Raw genomic sequence first — 21216 nt, forward strand, 5'->3', positions numbered from 1 at the left:
GGATAGAGCATCGGCGGATTTATTTCCGCCGGTAATATTTTTAATAATTTTCCGGGGTAACTAATGAAAAAATTTTTCCTTTTCGTAATCCTGCTTTTTTCATTTTCTTCAATACACTTCACATTTGCTCAAAACATTGTCGATGAAATCTTTAAAGACAAAACCGAAATATATTTCAACTTTAATGTCGCGGATAAATGGGAAATAAACTCTCTCACAAAAGTTATTTCAATTGATGAAGTAAATGGTGCAGAAGTTTATGCGTATGCCAACCGCAAAGAGTTTACTGAATTCCTTAAGCTTAATTATAATTACAAAATCCTTCCGCATCCGGGAACACTAATAAACCCGGAAATGAGTGATGACATTGATGAGATAGCTGAGTGGGATTCATACCCGACATATGACGCATACGTCAATATGATGAATATGTTTTCGATCAACTATCCCGGCATCTGCAAAATCGTTGATGCAGGAACTACCATACAGGGAAGGAAAATACTATTTGCTGTTATATCTGATAACGTAATGATTCACGAAGCTGAACCTCAGTTTATGTTTTCTTCCAGTATGCATGGCGATGAAACTACAGGATATGTATTGATGCTCAGGTTAATAGATTCTCTTCTCAGTACTTATTCAACTGATGCAAGAATTAATAATCTTGTTAACAATCTGGAAATCTGGATAAACCCACTTGGAAATCCCGATGGAACATACAGAACAGGCAATTCAACAGTGAATGGCGCGACGCGCTATAACGCAAACAATATCGATATCAATCGTAATTTTCCTGACCCTGCTGATGGACCGCATCCTGATGGAAATGCATGGCAGCCGGAAACAATCGCGATGATGAATCTTGCTTATGCAAATAACTTTGTACTTTCCGCAAATTTTCATGGCGGTACTGAAGTAGTGAACTACCCCTGGGATACATGGGCAAGACTTCACGCTGATGATAGCTGGTGGCAGTATATATCACATCTGTACGCAGACACATGTCAGGCAAACAGTCCTTCAAATTATATGAACGGATATAATGATGGAATCACAAATGGTTATGCCTGGTATAGGATTACAGGGGGGAGACAGGACTTCTTTACATATTTTGCAAACGGAAGAGAACTGACAGTTGAAATTTCCGATACCAAATTATTATCACCTTCTTTACTTCCGGCACATTGGAACTACAACAGAAAATCATTTCTTAGATATATGGAACATTCTCTGCATGGCATCAGAGGTTTAATTACGGATACAACAGGAAATCCTTTGAAAGCAAAGATCACTGTACTCAGTCACGATATGGACAGCTCATTTGTTTATTCCGATTCATTGACAGGTGTTTATACAAGAATGATCTTCGCGGGTACATATAACCTGAAAATAACAGCGCCCGGTTATTATGATCAGATAATTAACGGTGTTACTGTTCAAAATTTAACACCGACTATCCTGGATATCGAACTTGTTCCTACTTCAGTTGTTCCTGTTGAACTGAGTTCCTTTTCTGCTGAGATTGCTGATCATTCCGTAGTTCTTAAGTGGTCAACTAGTTCTGAACTAAACAATGCCGGATTTGAACTTCAGCGAAACAGTGATGATACTGAATGGGATGTGATTTCATTTATTAATGGTGCCGGCACAACAACTGAAATACAGAATTATACTTTTGCAGATGAAAATCTTTCTTCCGGAAAGTATCAATACAGGTTAAGGCAAATAGATTTTAGCGGCTCATATACCTTTTCAGAAGTTATTGAAATTGAAATTTTATCTCCTGATAAATTTTCTCTACATCAAAACTATCCTAATCCATTTAACCCTGCAACAAAGATCAAGTATAGTCTGGATGAGAATGACAATATGTCTTTATCAAATCAATGGGTAAGTCTGAAGGTATATGATATTTTAGGAAATGAAATTGCTACACTTGTAAACGAAGAAAAACCTGCTGGTGTTTATGAGGTTGAATTTAATTCCACAGCAAACATGGCGAGTGGTTTTTATATTTATCGTTTAGTTGTGAATGGAAATAGTTTTACCCGTAAAATGATGCTGCTGAAATAACCAAAAAAAAATCTTTTTATATCATAATATTTTTTTTAATTTGAGGTGTAGTGATGATTCACTCACCTCATTTTTTTACCATTACAGAATCTGAACATGAAAATAACTGCTACAATCATATGTGTTTTTGTTTCTTTTGTATTCTATGCGTTCTCAGGACTTTATGAAAACGCAAGAATCGGCGGTACCCAGTTAAACGGCAACGGCTGCGTGTGTCACAATCTGTATGAAAGCCCGCTTGTCCACGTGTGGATTGATGGTCCTGATACACTTGCTGCCGGTCAAACCGGGATTTATCGCATGTATATGTATGGCGGACCTGCAGAAGCCGGTGGTTATAATGTTGCAGGAAGATTTGGTGTGATGGGTCTTTTGGATACACTCTCTGTCTGGGATTACCGCGAGCCAGGCGAATTGACCCAGGCTTTTCCGCTTCCGTTTCCAACTACTCAGGATACAATCTTCTGGGAGTTTGCATATACTGCCTCTGATTCATCATCGACAGATACTTTATACTCCTGCGGCTTAAGTTTAGTATGGGATGCTGTTCCTGATTCAAATGATAAGTGGGCATTTGGTCCAAAGTTTCCTTTGACAATAACTGAAGGTAATACACCGGTTGAATTAGCATCATTCACATTAACACAAACAAAAAATGGAAATACACTTGAATGGTTGACTGCAAGCGAAATCAACAACAGCGGATTTGAAATTCAGCGGGCGACAAGTGAACAAAATTTTGAACTGAATAATTATTCCACTATCGGGTTCGTAAAGGGTAACGGGACAACAACAAATCCGAACTCGTATTCTTTCTTTGATGATGCACACGGTAATTTTTCTTACAGGTTAAAGCAAATCGATCTTGATGGTAAGTATACTTATTCAAAAGTTATTACAGTTGAATCAGCTTCAACAGTTGATGCGTTTGAATTGGATCAGAATTTTCCTAATCCGTTTAATCCAACCACAAAAATATTAGTCAATATGAGTATGAAGACTCAGGCTTCATTGAATATATATAATGCTAATGGCGAATTTATAAAAAATCTTTTTGATGGAATTTTGGAAGAGGGTCGACACGAATTTGTTTTCAATGCTGAAAATCTTGCGAGCGGGATATATTATTACTCGCTCGAAAGTTCAGGTAAGAGAATAACAAAAAAAATGCTGCTGCTTAAATAATTAAAAAGCAGTGTGAAAGATTAAAATAAAACTTGAAGGTCTGTCAACCGGATTATCGACACCAGCAGAAAATCCCCAGCTAACTTCTTCCTCGATTTGTTTATTATGTGATGCAACCAACCTTACGGCGTTAATAGCGCTTGCAATTCTGTTCACAAGCATAGCACCTACGATAAATCTCAAATTGTTATAAGCCTGTTCACTTGAAACCCAAAGCCCCCTGTAAGTTCTCCTGTTGTCATTTGTTTTCCAGTCCCATGCCGAAGCAGGGCTCGTTAACATATCACTGAAATTTCTTTCAAGTGCTTTTTCACGATTGTATTGCTCAACACTGATATACTCGCTGATTGTAGCAAAATAATCTTCATCCTTGCCGGCTGTGTTTACTCCACCGTTGGAGGCAGCAAATGAAACATAACGGTCTTTCTGCCAATTGCCGTAACTATTCATTCCGATGTAAGTCAGCCATAGCCCGCCTTCCGCAATTGTAAAATATTTACCGCTTGAGTAAGAGCCTGAGTACAGTTCACCCATCCCGGGCAGAAGAAGAGAATAAATTATTGCGAGTCCGGCACTTTTCTTTACTTTAACATCAGTCGCCACCAGTGGTTGATTGTCAGCATTAACAGTTGATTTTAATTCTTGTTCAAGCTGAAGTCTTGATAACGTAGCATCTGATTGTGCAATAGTGAATGAGTAAGAAAGCAAAAATAAAACAGCAAATATTTTCATTTTTTTAATTTCAATTTTAGAATTAAGAAGCTAATAAGTCAATTGAATTTTTCGTATCCATTATGTTACAGGAACATAAATCTCCGTCTAAGGAGTTAAGTCTAACAGTAATAAGTTTGTTTTCAAAAATATTTTTCGCCGGGTGTGCAACCCTGATATAGTTTGAAGTGAACCCTTTTATTAAGCCGTCATTGCAGGATTCAAATAAAACTGTTTGATCTGTTCCGATCATACTTTTATAAAATTCATGCTTTTTCTTGATGCCTAATATCCTAAGCCTGTTATTCCTTTCGCGCCGCTCAGCCACATCTACTTTTCCACTCATCGAAATAGCTTTTGTATCCGGTCTTTCTGAGTACGTAAAAACATGAAGATATGATACAGGAAGATCTTTTAAGAAATTATATGTTGTCATGAAATCATTTTCATCTTCACCGGGAAAACCAACAATAACATCAACGCCGATTCCGGCATCGGGAATTTTATTTTTTACTCGTTCAATAACATGTTGATAATCCGAAGTGGTGTATCTTCGCTGCATTAACTTAAGAATTTTAGGACTGCCGCTCTGCAGAGGGATATGAAAATGATTACATAATTTTTCAGAATCTGAAGTAAGATCAATGATCTCTTCATTCAACAAATTTGGTTCAATAGAACTTATCCTTATCCTGAAATCACCATCAACCTGAACAAATTTTTCGAGGAGTTTTATAAGCGGGTAATTAATGGAATTACCGTAGTCACCGACATTAACACCTGTGAGAATTATTTCTTTGTATCCGGCATCAACAAGATTTTTTAATTCATCAACTGCTTTTTCAGGATTCATACTTCTGCTGATACCTCGCGCTAATGGTATCGTGCAAAAAGAACATTTATAATCACAGCCATCCTGAATTTTAAAGTAAGCTCTAGTACGGGAATCTGCATCGCCTGAATGCGCAATCCCAAACTCATTTATGCCTTTTATTTCATTTACATAAATGCAGGCAAGGTCTTTCTTCTCAAAATCTTTGATGAAGGAAAACAACTGGAACTTTTCATTACTGCCCAGGACGGCATCAACACCTTTTATCGATGATATTTCCCCCGGTCGCAATTGTGCATAACAACCGGTTACAATAATGTATGCATCCGGATTTTTTCGTTCGATCCTTCTAACAATCTGGCGGCATTCTTTTTCAGCGTTCTCAGTCACAGTACATGTATTCAGAACATATACATCCGCAGAATCGTTAAAATCTACTACGTCAAATCCGTGCTTGAGAAAGTCATCACCGATTGACGATGTTTCTGCAAAGTTTAATTTACATCCAAGTGTATGTAATGCGACTTTTCGTTTCATTTGATTTAAATAAAAAGAAAGCGGGCACATATCCGCTTTCTTAACTTAACATTAGTGTAATTAGTTGTTCTTTTCAGCCTGAGAAGAACTTTCTTCAGTTACCTCAAAGATAGGGAAGTCTGAAGTGTCAACTGTTCCGGTTTCTGAATTAAGTATTTCCTGAACAGAAATTTTATCAAGCTTATGATTATTCAGATAAGTCTTGATTTCATCTTCAGATTTTTCCTTCAATGCTGCTGTTGCACTAAGAACAATTTTTTTGTTTTCCTTATCGAATTCAATAACCTTTAAAGGTATTACTGAATCAACAGGGAAATGGTTGGCAACATTTTTTATTTTCGATGTAGAAAGTTGAGTAGCGGGAACAAATCCGTCAACACTGCCGGGTAATTCCGCAATCAATCCTTTTTCGATTATTCTAACAACCTTTCCATCTGTTGTTGCTCCGAGTGAATACTGCTTTTCAAAACCATCCCACGGATTATCAGTAACTTGTTTATGTCCGAGAGATATTTTTCTTTGTTCAACATCAACACCCAGAACGATAACTTCAAGCTTTTCACCTTTCTTAACAACTTCGCCGGGATGACGGATTTTCTTTGTCCATGAAAGGTCAGAGATATGTACAAGACCATCAACACCTGGCTCAAGTTCAACGAACACACCAAAATTGGTAAGGTTTCTTGCGATACCGGTATGTCTGGAACCCACAGGATATTTCTGCATTAAAGTTTCCCATGGATCCGGTTCAAGTTGTTTGATTCCGAGAGAAATTTTCTTTTCATCTTTATCAAGCGAAAGGATTACTGCTTCAACAATTTGTCCCATTGCAACAATTTGTGACGGGTGCTTGATATGCTGGGTCCAGCTCATTTCAGAATTGTGAATGAGCCCTTCAATACCTTTTTCAATTTCGATGAAAGCGCCATAGTCAGTAAGAGAAACAACACGTCCCGATACTTTATCACCGATTTTGTATTTGTTATCAATATCTTCCCAGGGATGCGGAAGAAGTTTTTTGAGTGAGAGGGAAATTCTCTTCTTCTCTTCGTCAAAGTCTGTAACAACTACTTTTATTGTCTGATCTAATTTCACTACTTCATTCGGATGATTAATTCGTCCCCAGCTTAAATCGGTAATATGAACCAAGCCATCAACACCGCCTAAGTCGACGAACACACCGAAGTCCGTAATTGCTTTTACGATACCTTCAAGTATCTGTCCTTTTTCAAGTCCATGTAAAATTGCATGTCTTTGATCTGAGATTTCTTCTTCGACGAGAACTTTATGTGATACGACAACATTTTCGGTTGGTATGTTAACTTTAACAACTTTGAAATCCATTGTCTGACCGACAAATGCATCAAAATCTCTGATTGGTCTGATATCGATTTGTGAACCGGGTAGAAACGCTTCCATTCCGATAAGGTCAACGACCATTCCGCCTTTAATTCTTTTAAGAATTTTACCTTGAATGATTTCACCGGTTTCGTGTGCTTTAACAACTCGGTCCCAGATTCTAAGGAAGTCTGCACGTTGTTTGCTGAGAACCAGGTTTCCTTCCTGATCTTCTACGCTTTCAAGTACGACTTCAATTTCTTTTCCGACTTTTATTTCTTCATTTTCATGAAATTCGCCTTTAGGAATAGATCCTTCTGACTTGAATCCAACGTCAAGGATTACATTATCTCCCTGTATACGAACTATTTTGCCTTTAATCAGTTCACCTTCTTTAACATCTCTGAAAGAATCTGAATAAAGGTTTGCGAGAGCTAAGAATTCTTCACGTGAATATTCTTCGTCATTGAACTTACGTGCTTTTTCGTAGTCATCGTTTGTCACAACTTTTTTAATCGTTTCGGACATCGGTCCTCCTGAATTTTTTTGCATCATCAGTGTATTAGCCGCTTACAAAGATGCTGCAGGTTTTTAGTTTAACATATTAATTAATTGCGGCTTAAGTGTTTTCTAACTTTAGTTCCATTCCTTTTTTTGAGGCTGCTTCTTTTACTTTTTCGATAATGATATTTACCTGTTCTTCAATAGTCACATAAGAAGTATCGACTTCAACAGCGTCAGCCGGTTTTATCAAAGGGCTTACTTCTCTCGTGGAATCGATCTTATCCCTGTGAAGCAGATTTTCTTTTATTGTTTCAACGGGTACGGACATTCCTTTATCAATAAACTCAAGTGATCTTCTTTTCGTTCTTTCATCAATTGTGGCAGTTAAAAAGATTTTTACATCAGCATCAGGAAAAACCACGCTGCCGATATCTCTTCCTTCCATGACCACACTCTGGTCACCGTGACCCATTTGTCTTTGCTTTTCAACTAATGCTTTTCTTACACCCTGGATTTTACTTACATCACTAACTTTTGAATTTATCTCAGGTGTGCGTATTTCATTAGTAACATCTTCACCATTAATTGAAACTCTTGTTGAACCTTCAATATATTTCAGAACAATCAAAGCTTTTTCGGCTAACAATTCTATTTCTTTTTGATCAGAAAGAACATTCTGCTTCATTGCTAAATAAGTTACCGCACGGTACATGGCTCCGGTGTCGATATACAAAAATCCCAGTTTTTGAGCAACAAGTCTGGCTGACGTACTTTTTCCGGAACCGGCAGGACCGTCAATAGCAATGACTAACTTTTTTAACATAGGACTTCAAAAATATGGATTATTCTTCCAACTTCCTAAATTATTCTTGGGGGGATTCTCCCATGAATAGTCTGATAATCAAGCTAAAATAAAGGTAATCAGGGGTTAACTATTTTACCGCCGAGTTCAGTAATAATAGCCAATTGAAATTCATCAGGGATTCCATTTTGATTTGTATCGGGAAACGCAGGGATTTCAGATGATTCATCTGTGGATTTTTTTTCTGTTTCAACGACTTTAAAAGATATTTTCCTGCCAAAATATTCCTGTGCTTTAGCTGAAAGAAAATCATTATGCTGTGAGAGTGTGATAGTGGCATGTGGTTGTCCTGATTCAACTACGAGTAAATTTCCTTCAAGTTTTACAGGTCTGAAATCTCTTACTAATGGTCCTACCGTCCAATTGCGCTCAGCAGAAACGGCATCGACATAGTTTTTCCAGTTTGCGACAATTCTATCAAAACTGAAAACTGGTTGAGAAGCGGAAATATTCTGTTCAACAGCTTCCTGAACTAGTTCTTTTTGTCCTTCAATTTTTTTAGAAGATTTTTTCGAATCTGATGTGTGTTTAATTTTTATTTTAGGTTCGCTAACCTGATTAGCTGTCGGTTCTACTGTAACCTGCTTTTTTTTTTGCTCTACTTCAGGAAGGTTTGATAACAAATCAGATATCGTAGAAGTTCGTTCAAGCGAAATAAGATGACTAAGAGCAATCTCAACTTTTAATTTATGGTTTTGAGAAAATCTTATTTCCTGAAGTACCTTATTCAGATAATTAAGAAGGCGCAGTATGTCGCTCTCAGAATATCTGTCAATATATTCAAGGTACCGCATTTTGTAAACTTCAGCGGATTCAACAAGGTCGGATTTATGCGTTAATACAACTGTCAGAATGTTTCTGAAATGTTCAATCAACCCATCAATCAAATCAGAAAAACTCCACCCTTTTTCGTATACATAATTTGTCACATCAAAAACTACATTGAAGTTTTTATCTAGAACTGCATCGCTTATCTTGAAAAAAATATCCTCGTCAATAAGGTTTAACATCTCCGATGCAGATTCAGCATCGATTTTATTTCCGCAAAACGCTACAACCTGATCGAAATAACTTTCTGCATCTCTTAAAGCTCCATCAGCTTTTTTCGCAATGATCGTCAGCGTTTTATCATCGATCACTATTTTTTCTGAATCCGCAATTTTTTTCAATAACTCTTTTGTTGTATTGAGTTGAATCCGCCGGAAATCAAACCGCTGACATCTTGAGATAATTGTTAAAGGTACTTTCTGAATATCCGTTGTCGCAAAAATAAAAATTGTGTGAGCAGGCGGTTCTTCCAATGTTTTGAGGAAAGCATTGAATGATTCCTTTGTTAGCATGTGAACTTCATCAATGATGTACACTTTATATTTGCCTTTTGTTGGTGCGTACTTCACCGACTCACGTAAACTTCTTATTTCATCAATACCACGATTGGACGCGCCATCAATTTCAATTATATCAAACGATTGTGAGTTTTTGATCGACCTGCACATCTCGCATTCGTTACAAGGTTCGCTGTCTTTTGGGTTAAGACAGTTTAAAGCTTTTGCAAGAAGTCTTGCAGTTGTAGTTTTTCCGACACCTCTTGGTCCGGTAAATAAATAGGCATGCGCAATACGGCTATTTTTAATTGCATTTTTTAATGTTGATGTAATATGTTCCTGTCCAACAACTTCACCAAAAGTTGAAGGTCTCCATTTACGTGCTGTTACCTGAAACTCCATTTAGTCTCTTTCAATTAAAAATATTTTCAGAAAGATATATACACATTTCATTTAAGTACCTGCTGTCAATTTCGTTGAATGAATCATACTGGTTACTATCAAGATCAAGTACTCCAAGTAATTTACCGTTTTTTAAAAGCGGGATGACAATCTCAGATTTTGAGTCAACATCACAAAAAATATGTCCCGGAAATTTATTTACATCAGGGACGATTATTGTTTTTAGATCCTCTGCAGCTTTGCCGCACACTCCTTTACCAATTTCTATAGTAGTGCAGGCGACTTTTCCCTGGAATGGACCAAGATACAATTGTCTGCCGTCAAAAAGATAAAAACCCACCCAACTGATTTTTTCAAACGACTGCTTCAAAATTGCCGTGAAGTTTGAAAGATTGGAGATAAAATTTTCCTCACTATTAACCAGTGATTTTATCTGCGGCAGCAAAGCTGAATATTGCTCCTCAAGTGACGAATCTTTATTAACTAAGATTGCTTCAGCCACTTACTTTTTCCTTTTGGAATTTTGTTTTAGTTCTGCTTTCTTGTTCCATTTTTGCTTCGGGAAAACGTAAACTAACGCATCTTCCATTTTCTCAATCGGAATTATCTTTAATCCTTCTTTAACCTGCTCGGATATTTCCTTCAGATCAACCTCATTATCTTTAGGGATAAGAACGGTGCCTATTCCATTCCTCTTAGCTGCTAAAAGTTTTTCATTTAAACCACCGATAGGGAGGATGTTTCCACGTAAAGTAATTTCACCAGTCATCGCTACATCATTTGAAGCAGGTTTTCCGCTTACTGCAGATAACATTGCCATTGCCATTGTAATCCCCGCAGATGGACCATCCTTTGGTATTGCACCTTCAGGAAGATGTATGTGGATTTCTTTCCCCTTAAAGAAATCAGGATTCAATCCTAAGCCTTTTGCTGTTGAACGAATGTAGCTAAGTGCGGCTTGTGCTGATTCTTTCATTACGTTTCCAAGCTGACCGGTAAGATTTAATTTACCGCCCCCATTCATAATAGTTACATCAACTGTTAGAATTTCACCGCCGACACTTGTCCATGCCAAACCTGTGACACTTCCGACTTTCAGTTCTTTGTTATGTTTTAGATGACGATACCTTGGGTTCTTCAAATATTCATCCACCAGGGATTCATCAACAACATATTTTGTTTTCTTTTTATGTTTTCCGTTCTGGGATTCTTTTATAACAATATCACGAGCAAGTTTTCTGCATACCGAGGCAAGTTCTCTTTCCAAATTTCTTACGCCGGCTTCACGTGTGTACTCTGTAATTATTTTTTTTATTGATTCATCCCTGAAGACAACATTTTTTTTATCAAGACCGTGTGCTTCAAGCTGTTTCGGTACAATGTGTCTTTTCGCTATCTCGATTTTGTCATACTCAAGATAGCCGGATAGTTCGATGATCTCCATTCTATCCTGTAGCGGCAGGGGAATATTATAACGGACATTTGCGGTAGTGATAAACATTACCTGCGACAGATCATAATCAACTTCAAGATAATGATCATTAAAAGTATGGTTCTGTTCAGGATCAAGAACTTCGAGCATAGCAGACGATGGATCGCCTCTGAAGTCCATACTCATTTTATCGATCTCATCGAGAAGCATAACAGGATTTATTGTTCCTGCTTTCTTCATTGACTGAATTATTTTTCCCGGCATTGAACCGATGTATGTTCTTCTGTGTCCGCGTATTTCAGCTTCATCTCTAACTCCGCCTAAACTGATTCTTACAAACTTTCTCCCGAGTGCCCGGGCGATCGATTTGCCTAGTGAAGTTTTTCCAACTCCGGGAGGTCCTACAAAACAAAGTATCTGACCGCGCATTTGTTTTACAAGATTAAGAACAGCAATGTGTTCAATTATTCTTTCTTTTGGTTTTTCAAGTCCGAAATGATCTTCATCCAGAATCTTTTGCACGTGCTTTATTTTAAGGTCATCCTTTGTTCGCTTTGACCATGGTACTTCTGTAAGCCAATCAAGATAATTTCTGATCACAGTTGATTCAGGCGACATTGGCGGAGTTTTTTTAAGTTTATTGAACTCTTCAATCGCTTTATTCTCAGCATCCTTAGGCATCTTTGCTTTTTTTATCTGATCACGGATCTTTGCAAACTCAGGGGAGACATCATCTTCATCGCCTAATTCATCCTGAAGAATTTTTATTTGCTCCTGGATAATAAATTTTCGCTGTGTCTTTGCAATATTCTCCTGAACTTTATTGTCAATTTCCTTTTCGATTTTCAGAATATCGATTTCTGAATTAAGGATTTTTATTATTTCATAATACTGTTCCTTGAGCGAATACTTTTGAAGAATAGTCTGTTTCACGTCTATCGATTGGTTGATGTTGGCGGCAACATAAAATAGTTTCCGGTCAACTTCTTCAATATTTTCATACGCTGTTATGGTTTCATTCGGGATGTTTCGGCTTATCTTCACATAACTCTTAAAAAGCTGGGACATTTGCCGTTCAAGCGCGTGCATTTCATGATCATTGATTGTTTCAGTTAAAAGTATTTCAATCTTTGCTTCAAAAAATTCTTTCCTTTCAGTAAACTCCTTTATTCTGCCTTGTAACATTCCGTCAACAAGTATTTTCATCAGCCCATTCGGAAGTTTTAATATCTGAACTATCTTTGCGATTGTTCCTTCTATATAAATATCATCTTTTTTCGGATCGTCTATATTTGATTTTTTTTGAGTTGAAAGAAAAATAAACTTCGTTTTCTCTAGTGCGTAGTTAGCCGCGCGAATGGATTGTTCCCTTCCTACAAGTACCGGAAAAATCATATAAGGAAAGATTACGATATCCCTTAAAGGAAGAACGGGGAGTACTTCGGGAATACTGTCAACTACTGTATTTTCTGTATGGTTAGTAACTACTGTTTCACTAAAATTATCCAATAAGAACTCCTTTTTATAATTCAATTTTGCTGTTGAAAATATACCAAATAAAGATTGGGCATTCAAGGAACTGAAGCGTGAGTTGATTTTGATAAAAAGAATTATTCTTCAATGTGAAGATAAACACAGGTTAATTTTTTCGTTGATAATCTGAGTGATTATATTTGACCATTAAAAAGGGAAAATTATGATTGAAGATATAATTCAGATTTCAAAAGCAGCGGGGGAGATAATCAGGGATGGATTTGGAAAGAATGTCGGAATTGATTTCAAAACTAATGAATCAAACTTAGTCACTGAAACTGATAAAGCCTCAGAAAAACTTATTAAAGAATTCATTGAAAGAAAATATCCAACTCACAGTATACTTGCTGAGGAAAGCGGAAGGCTCGATAAATCAGGTGAGTATGTCTGGGTAGTTGATCCCCTCGATGGTACGACAAACTTTGCGCATAAGTTCCCGATTTTTTCTGTATCGATAGGTGTACAAAAAAATGGTAGAACAGTTGCAGGTGTTGTTTATGATGTTATGCAGGATAACATTTATGCAGCGGAAATCGGTGGTGGTGCATTCATTAATGGAATAAAAATTTCTGTAAGCGAAACGAAATCACTTGGCAGAAGTTTACTTGTTACGGGATTTCCTTATAACATTTCAGATAATCCGGAAAATGCTTTTCAAAAGTTTGCTGCGTTAACAAAAGCATCACGTGGAATGCGAAGACTTGGTTCCGCAGCAATAGATTTTTGTTACGTTGCAAGGGGAGTGTTTGATGGATTCTGGGAAGTATTTCTCAATCCATGGGATATCTGTGCAGGCAAATTAATACTTGAAGAAGCCGGTGGCATTGTTACTGATTTTATCGGCACAGAAATTAATATCGACTCAAAAAGAATTTTAGCAAGCAACGGAAAAATTCACGGGCAAATGGTCGAGATACTTTCAGCTAATTAGTTCAGTTATCAGCGTACATCGATTCGATCAGATGTTTGTAATGCTCTTCAACAAATTTTCTCTTGACGCTAAGTTTTGGAGTAATCTCTCCAGTTTCAATCGAGAATGGTTTGTCAAGCAGTACAAACTTTCTGACTTTTTCATAATTAGCCACTTGCTTTTGCAGAGCAAGCATTTCTTTCTGAACAAGGTCATATATCTGCTTATTGTTTGCTAACTCATTTACATTTTTGTACGGTATTTTATGTGAATCAGCAAATTCCTTTATCGCTTCAAAGTCAGGTACAATCAATGCGCTAAGGTACATTCTTCTGTCACCGATCAGTATAAACTGATCTATATATTTACTGGCAAGAAAAATATTTTCTATTTGTGTCGGGGCAATATATTTTCCTGTAGAAGTTTTAAATAGATGTTTTTTTCTGTCAGTAATTCTTAAAAAACCTTCCGAATCGAATTCACCGATATCACCCGTGTGCAGCCAGCCATTCTTAATCGTTTCATCAGTTTCTTTTTTATTTTTATAATAACCTTGCATGATATTCGGACCGCGTGCTAATATCTCACCATCGGGTGCAATTTTAATTTCTATGTCGGGGAATGCAACTCCTACTGTTCCAAATTTATAACTATCAATTCTGTTTGCGGAAATAACCGGGGCAGATTCTGTTAAACCGTAACCCTCAAGAATAAGTATTCCTATTGCTTCAAAAAATTCTCCGAGTTCTTTTGATAATGGTGCTCCTCCGGAAATAAAGAAACGTAATTTCCCACCTGTTTTTTCTTTGATCTTTTTAAAGACAAGTTTATCTGCAAGTTTATTTTTGAAATTTAAAGTGACGGGAATGCTACCGCTCCTTCTTGCTTTTGCATAGGCCTTTCCCGTTTCGATTGCCCAGTTAAATATTTTTTGTTTTTTCTCCGGTTGGGATTCAACATTCTTTATAATCTTTGAATGGATTCGTTCAAATAATCTCGGAACTGTTGTGAGAATTGTTGGCTTAATCTCAAGCAGATTTTGAGAAACAGTTTCAATACTCTCCGCGTAACAAATCATTCCGCCGGATGAGAACGCTGTATAGTATCCTCCCATTCTTTCGAAGATATGACATAAGGGCAGGAAGGAAAGAAAAATATCATCTTTATTAATCGGATATGCTTTTAAGGCGGAATTAACATTCGATAAAATATTTTTGTGTGTTAGCATCACGCCTTTGGGTTCACCTGTAGTTCCTGAAGTGTAAATGATAGTGCATAAATCATTTTCCTTAACCTGGCTTATGCTTTCAGAAAGATGATGCGAGTGATGCTGTTTATAAATTTTTCCCATCTCCTGTACATCGGTAAATGTATATAGAGATGATTCTTCAGTCAACATATCCTTTTCATTTAAAAGGATTATGTGATTAAGATATTTCAGTTTGTCTTTAGTCTTTAAAACTTTATTCAACTGAAGTTTATTCGAAAGGATTATCGCTTTGGATTCAGAATTATTAAGAATGAACTCAATTGAATCAGCAGTTAAGGACGGGTATAACGGAACATCGATAGCGCCTAACGCAAGGATTGCCATATCGGTATAAACCCACTCCGGTCTATTCTCGGATAGAATCGCTACTTTATCACCACGCTTAATACCAAGTGCAGCGAGTCCATAAGCCAGCAGTTCGGTTTGTTCACCGAACTCATTATAAGTGATTCCCTGATATTCGTTATTAACTTTTCTTTGCATCAGGAATCTCGGATTATCTTTTCCATATTCCTGTGTTAGAAAAACAAACAGTTCAGGTATAGTTTTGCAAGCCTTTAATAACGCCATTCCCTCTCCTTTGTTGTGCGCTACAACTAAAATTTTCGGACTTATTATAACAATATTTTGTGATTTGGAAAAACAGTTATTTATTAGTCAATGTTCAAACTGTTGATGAATTAAACACTGGTTTATCCAGTCCGGTTTTAGGAATTTGGCTATTCTGCTGGTGTAAGTCATTCCTTAAACTTAAAATTGAATCTCAAAGTCAAATGCCGTAATTTTTCAACCACAATTTTTAATTTTAAGGATATCAAATGTCAAACGCTTATTTCAAAGTACCCCAGCCGATTAATGAACAAGTAAAATCTTATAAACCAGGTTCGCCGGAAAGGGAAGAATTAAAAAAGAAATTAGTTGAATTAAAATCCAAACAAATAGAAGTACCGCTTATTATCGGCGGCGAAGAAGTTAGAACAGGCAACACCGAAAAAATGGTTATCCCTCATAATCATAGTCACGTTCTTGGTGTTTATCATAAAGCAGGGAAGAAAGAAGTTGATATGGCAGTCGAAGCCGCGCTTGAAGCCCGCAAAACCTGGTCAGAAATGCCGTGGGAACATCGGGTATCAATATTCTTAAAAATTGCTGAACTCTTAGCCGGACCCTGGCGCGCAACAATCAATGCTGCAACAATGCTTGGTCAATCTAAAACTGTTTACCAGGCAGAGATTGATTCTGCCGCAGAACTAATAGACTTCTACCGCTTCAACAGTTTTTATATGGCTCAGCTTATGCAAGATCAGCCATACTCAGGCAGCGGAATGTGGAACCGTTTGGAATACCGTCCGCTTGAAGGATTTATTTTCTCAGTAACACCATTCAACTTTACGTCAATAGCCGGTAACCTTCCTACAGCACCGGCAATTGTAGGAAATGTTAGTTTGTGGAAGCCCGCATCAAGTGCAGTTTATTCCGCTTACTGGCTGATGAAATTATTTGAAGAAGCAGGATTACCAAAAGGAGTTATTAACTTTGTTCCCGGTTCAGGCGGACAGGTTGGAACACCGGCATTCACAAATACGAATCTTGCCGGAGTTCATTTTACTGGTTCGACAGAAGTTTTTCAAAATATGTGGAAGACAATTTCAGATAACTTAAAGAATATGAAATACTATCCCCGTATTGTTGGAGAAACAGGTGGTAAGGATTTTATATTCGTTCATAACTCAGCAGATGTTGATGCACTTGTAGTTGCAGCACTTCGCGGCGCATTTGAATACCAGGGACAAAAATGTTCAGCAGCGTCAAGAATGTATGTACCCAAATCACTTTGGAAAGAATTCAAAGAAAAATATGTCGCTGAGATCAACAAAATAAAAATGGGTGATATAGAAGACTTTACAAACTTTATGGGTGCTGTAATTGACAAAGGTGCTTTCAAATCAATTACTGAGTATATCAAATACGCAAAAGAGTCAAAGGATGCAGAGATCATTACAGGTGGAAATTTTGATGATTCAAAAGGATATTTTATTGAACCGACAACGATTGTAACAACTAACCCTAAATTCAAATCGATGGAAGAAGAAATTTTCGGTCCTGTTCTTACAATATATGTTTATGAAGATGATAAGCTTGATGAAACATTAACTCTTTGCGATGAAACTTCTCCTTATGCTTTAACAGGAGCTATCTTTGCACAGGATAGACATGCAATTGTTAAAATGTCAAACAGGCTCAGAAATGCTTCGGGTAATTTTTATATAAATGATAAACCAACCGGCGCAGTTGTCGGTCAACAGCCGTTTGGCGGCGGCAGAGCATCTGGTACAAATGATAAAGCCGGAAGTGCGATGAACCTGATGAGATGGATGACAGCAAGGACAATAAAAGAAACGTTCGATCCTCCGAAAGATTGGCGTTATCCGTTTATGAGTGAAAAATAGAAATTGAATTTTTATCTCTTAGTTATATTATAATTAGGATTATTTTTTTGATATTCTTTACAAAGTGGTTGAAACATTAACTTTAATAAATCAATGGATGCTAAATGAAAATACATGAGTATCAGGCTAAAGAAACACTTAAGAAATTTGGTGTTCCTGTTCAGGATGGAATTGCTGTTAAAAACATGATTGAATTTGATGAAGCAATTTCTCAGTTACAATCACGGGGAATTAATCAGTTTGTTGTTAAGTCACAGATTCACGCCGGAGGCAGGGGAAAAGGTAAAGTTTATAATTTCAGAGAACGCGATAATCTTGTTTTAGAAGGCGGAATTAAGTTTACAACATCACCTGAAAAAGCCGCTGAGTATGCTGAGAAAATCCTTGGAAATATATTAGTAACTCATCAATCAGGACCCGAAGGAAAAGTAGTAAAAACTCTTTTCATTGCCGAAGGGTTAGACTATAAAAAAGAATTATATCTTGGAATATTATTAGACCGATCTGTATCTAAGAATGTAATTATGGCTTCAACAGAAGGCGGTGTTGAGATTGAAAAAGTTGCCGAGGAAACTCCTGAAAAAATAATTAAAGAATGGATTGAACCCGGTATAGGACTTCAATCCTTTCAGGCACGTAAATTAGCTTTTGCACTCGGACTTGAAGGAAACGCTTTTAAAAGTTTTATTCCCTTTATAAAAACACTTTACAAAGCTTATGAAGCGACAGATGCATCACTTCTTGAAATTAATCCATTGGTAATTACAAATGATGATAAAGTGGTTGCTCTTGATGCTAAAATGAATTTTGATGACAATGCACTTTTCAGGCATCCTGAAATTATGGAATACAGGGATCTAGACGAAGAAGATCCATTGGAAGTTAAAGCCTCAAAATTCAATCTTAACTATATAAAACTTGATGGCAATGTGGGCTGTATGGTTAACGGTGCCGGACTTGCGATGGGAACTATGGATATTATAAAACTTGCAGGCGGTGAACCAGCTAACTTTCTTGATGTTGGCGGCGGTGCAAATAAAGAAACTGTTGCAAATGGTTTTAAGATCATACTTTCAGATCCAAATGTAAAAGCTATACTCATAAATATTTTTGGCGGAATAGTAAGATGTGACAGAGTTGCTCAAGGCGTTATTGATGCCGCCACGGAAATGCATGTTCATGTTCCTATTGTTGTAAGACTGGAAGGTACAAATGCGGGAGAAGCAGGGGTTCTGCTTCGCGAATCAGGTTTGAATTTTGAAGTAGCAACCAGCCTTAAAGATGCGGCTGAAAAAGTGACAGCAGTTCTCAATAATTGACAGAAGGTAAATATTTCGTTTAAAAAAAGCTCTGTTTTGACTTATTTTCGAACAGGGCTTTATTTTTATCAGATAATTCATCCGGCATAATAATTTCCCTTTTAAAATCAACTTGCATTTCTGTTTTATTAGTTATAGATTTTTTTCGGTTAAACTTAAACACGGAGACTGAATGGCATACTTCGATTCTGATTTCACACAAGATGAAAATCTTTTTGAAAAAAAGAAAAATATTGATGATGAAATCAGAAAATGCAGGGAGACAATAGAGAAGGGGAACATATACAATTCCTTACAAATGGTTGAAGAAATGATTCAGTTGTGCCTCGAGAATGAGAGGTCAATGGATGGATTATTTTTCGCCGAATGTCTAATCGAACTTTCCCCTTACAATTCTGAATACTGGCTGCGCAAAGGTGTCTTTCTGAATTCACTTTTTAGATTCGATGATGCTGTGCAAAGTTTTGAAAAAGCTTTATCACTTAATCCAGGGGATACTGAAGTTCTTATTGAAAAAGCTGCCGCTGAAGAAAGTCTTGGAATGATTGAATCCGCTGAAGAATCACTAAAGAAAGCGCTAGATATTGAACCTGATAATGAAGAAGCAATATTCAGTCTGGGACTATTAAATCAACGTGAAGAAAAATTTAATGAAGCAATAACATTTTTTCTGAAAGCTATTGAAATAGATCAGGAATATTCCGAAGCATTGTATGAAATCGGATTCTGCTATGAAAATATCGGTAAGTATGAAGAGGCATTGCAATCTTACGATAAATATCTTGAGTTAGAACCCTACAGCGCAAACGGCTGGTATAACAGAGGTATCGTGCTTGTTAAACTTAATCATCTGGAAAAAGCTATTGATAGTTATGACCTTGCAACCGCGCTTAGAGATGATTTCTCAAGTGCCTGGTTTAACAAGGGCAATGCACTTGCAGATCTTGGAAGATTCAAACAGGCAATTGAATGTTTTAAGAAAGCACATGAAGAAGACCAGTTTGATGAATCAGCATGTTTTAATATTGCCAACATTTATGAAGAACTCGGTGATATCCCAAATGCAGTTAAATACTATACTGATGCGATAAAAATTAATAACGAGTACTATGAAGCATTCCTTGCAAGAGGTTTCTGCCACGATACCGCGGGCAAATATCATCTCGCACTCAAGGATTTTAATAAAGCAATTTCTCTTTCACAGGACAGTGCGGAAGCCTGGTATGCAAAAGCTGATCTTGAATATTCACTTGGTCAACTAAAAGATGCCGCTGAAAGTTACCGCGCAGCTTTAAAAATTGAGCCTGATAACTATGAGGTTTGGTGTAATCTTGCAGAAACACTTTTGGAATTGGGTGACTGGCTTGACTCTTTAGGCGCGTTTGAACATTGTATAAGAATAAATCCTGGTGATGCTAACTCCTATTACGGTAAAGCTAAAATAAATTTTATTTTAAGCAGGACGCAGGAAGCTGTTGATTGTTTAAAAACAGCATTCATACTTGACCCCGGGAAAAAATCAGAGTTTGCAGCCGAGTACCCGGAGATTAAATCATCAAAATTATTTAAAAAATTACTCGGCGAAATTTAATTCTGTCATTCTTCACTTATCAAAATAGTGGGTATTACCCGGTTCGTAATTAATTCAAATGCGGATATGACAAAGAACTCCAATCATTCCAATACAAAACTGCTTGGCTTACTTGGGCACCCAATAAGACAATCCTATTCACCCTTTATTCACAACGTAGCTTCGGAATTGCTCAACCTTGATTACATATATCTTCCGTTTGATGTTCCAACTTCAAACCTGAAAAATGCTATTAAGGGAATGATAGCTCTTGGTATAAGAGGATTTAATATCACGATTCCGCACAAGGAAAATATTCTGCCTCATCTGAATAATCTTTCTGAGGAAGCATCTCTTATCGGCTCGGTTAATACTATTGTGAATGAGTTAGGAAAACTTAACGGTTACAATACGGATGTTCATGGAATACTGGAAAGTTTATCGCCTTACAAAGATGAAATAACCGGAAGTCAGGTTACCATTATAGGAAGCGGAGGTTCTGCCAGGGCTGTTCTATATACTTTGATTAGACATCTGAAACCCAAAAAAATATTTTTAATCAACAGAACTGAACAGAGAGCTGAACATCTTAAAAATTATTTTCGTGATAAGATGAAATATACATCCATAAGATGTGCTGAGTTTTACCCGCCTTCAATGGTTGATGTATTGAATTCCTCCAAACTGGTTGTGAACGCTACTCCGGTTGGTATGATTCCAAAATCAGATGATACAATCACTACACTTGGTGAATCGTTTACGAAAGGTCAAATTGTTTTTGACCTTGTTTACAATCCGACACAAACAAAGTTATTGAAACTGGCTTCAGGCGAAGGCGCCGTAACACTGGATGGATTAAAGATGCTTATTCACCAGGCAGCAAAATCGTTTGAATTGTGGACAGGTGAGAAGATGCCCATCGAGCAGGTTTATAAGTCATTGCAGCTTTATCTTGCCAACTGA

General features: G+C 37.0%; 15 protein-coding genes. 7 read left to right on the plus strand and 8 right to left on the minus strand.

From position 1 onward, the window contains the following. Nucleotides 1–63 precede the first annotated feature (63 nt). Together IPM56_06105 and IPM56_06110 are read left to right on the plus strand one after the other, a co-directional pair. Entirely contained in the window at nt 64–2073 is a 2010-nt protein-coding gene (locus IPM56_06105) for a T9SS type A sorting domain-containing protein (GenBank protein QQS37525.1), read from the plus strand. A 96-nt stretch (nt 2074–2169) separates the two neighbouring features. Further along, nucleotides 2170–3258: a T9SS type A sorting domain-containing protein gene (locus tag IPM56_06110; GenBank protein ID QQS37526.1), complete on the plus strand. Its 1089-nt coding sequence runs from the start codon at nt 2170–2172 to the stop codon at nt 3256–3258. On the opposite strand, the gene IPM56_06115 is transcribed toward IPM56_06110, so the two are convergent. The 7 genes from IPM56_06115 to lon form a co-directional block, all read right to left on the minus strand. Further along, on the minus strand, nt 3259–3990 hold the full coding sequence (locus IPM56_06115) for a hypothetical protein (GenBank protein QQS37527.1): 732 nt from the start codon (nt 3988–3990) through the stop codon (nt 3259–3261). A 22-nt stretch (nt 3991–4012) separates the two neighbouring features. Next, on the minus strand, nt 4013–5338 hold the full coding sequence (gene mtaB / locus IPM56_06120; protein QQS37528.1) for a tRNA (N(6)-L-threonylcarbamoyladenosine(37)-C(2))-methylthiotransferase MtaB: 1326 nt from the start codon (nt 5336–5338) through the stop codon (nt 4013–4015). Nucleotides 5339–5398: 60 nt separating this feature from the next. After that, the gene (gene rpsA, locus IPM56_06125) at nt 5399–7204 is read right to left on the minus strand and encodes a 30S ribosomal protein S1 (GenBank protein ID QQS37529.1); all 1806 of its coding nucleotides are present in this window, start codon (nt 7202–7204) and stop codon (nt 5399–5401) included. Nucleotides 7205–7295: 91 nt separating this feature from the next. Further along, nucleotides 7296–8003, minus strand: a complete 708-nt coding sequence (locus IPM56_06130) for a (d)CMP kinase (GenBank protein ID QQS37530.1) — start codon at nt 8001–8003, stop codon at nt 7296–7298. 98 nt (nt 8004–8101) lie between these two features. After that, nucleotides 8102–9769: a DNA polymerase III subunit gamma/tau gene (gene dnaX / locus IPM56_06135; GenBank protein ID QQS37531.1), complete on the minus strand. Its 1668-nt coding sequence runs from the start codon at nt 9767–9769 to the stop codon at nt 8102–8104. Nucleotides 9770–9779: 10 nt separating this feature from the next. After that, a complete protein-coding gene (locus IPM56_06140) occupies nt 9780–10271 on the minus strand; it encodes a GAF domain-containing protein (protein ID QQS37532.1) in 492 nt (163 codons plus the stop codon). Beyond that, on the minus strand, nt 10272–12710 hold the full coding sequence (lon, locus tag IPM56_06145) for an endopeptidase La (protein QQS37533.1): 2439 nt from the start codon (nt 12708–12710) through the stop codon (nt 10272–10274). A 187-nt stretch (nt 12711–12897) separates the two neighbouring features. Between lon and IPM56_06150 the strand changes: the two genes are divergently transcribed. Then, a complete protein-coding gene (locus tag IPM56_06150) occupies nt 12898–13665 on the plus strand; it encodes an inositol monophosphatase (GenBank protein ID QQS37534.1) in 768 nt (255 codons plus the stop codon). Nucleotide 13666: 1 nt separating this feature from the next. Here IPM56_06150 and IPM56_06155 read toward each other — a convergent pair whose 3' ends face one another. Continuing rightward, nucleotides 13667–15484 (minus strand): long-chain fatty acid--CoA ligase, encoded by a 1818-nt coding sequence (locus tag IPM56_06155; protein ID QQS37535.1) that lies wholly within the window; start codon nt 15482–15484, stop codon nt 13667–13669. Nucleotides 15485–15732: 248 nt separating this feature from the next. On the opposite strand from IPM56_06155, the gene pruA reads away from it, so the two are divergent. The 4 genes from pruA to IPM56_06175 all read left to right on the plus strand — a co-directional run bounded on the left by pruA (nt 15733) and on the right by IPM56_06175 (nt 21216). Next, the gene (gene pruA / locus IPM56_06160) at nt 15733–17364 is read left to right on the plus strand and encodes an L-glutamate gamma-semialdehyde dehydrogenase (GenBank protein QQS37536.1); all 1632 of its coding nucleotides are present in this window, start codon (nt 15733–15735) and stop codon (nt 17362–17364) included. 104 nt (nt 17365–17468) lie between these two features. Beyond that, a complete protein-coding gene (gene sucC / locus IPM56_06165; protein ID QQS37537.1) occupies nt 17469–18683 on the plus strand; it encodes an ADP-forming succinate--CoA ligase subunit beta in 1215 nt (404 codons plus the stop codon). Between the two features lie 172 nt (nt 18684–18855). After that, complete coding sequence (locus tag IPM56_06170) at nt 18856–20274, plus strand: tetratricopeptide repeat protein (GenBank protein ID QQS37538.1); 1419 nt, start codon at nt 18856–18858, stop codon at nt 20272–20274. Nucleotides 20275–20340: 66 nt separating this feature from the next. Continuing rightward, nucleotides 20341–21216 carry a shikimate dehydrogenase gene (locus IPM56_06175; GenBank protein ID QQS37539.1) on the plus strand — a complete coding sequence of 292 codons (876 nt, stop codon included), beginning with the start codon at nt 20341–20343 and terminating at the stop codon, nt 21214–21216.

The organism is Ignavibacteriales bacterium, from assembly GCA_016700155.1.
GTDB lineage: Bacteria > Bacteroidota > Ignavibacteria > Ignavibacteriales > Ignavibacteriaceae.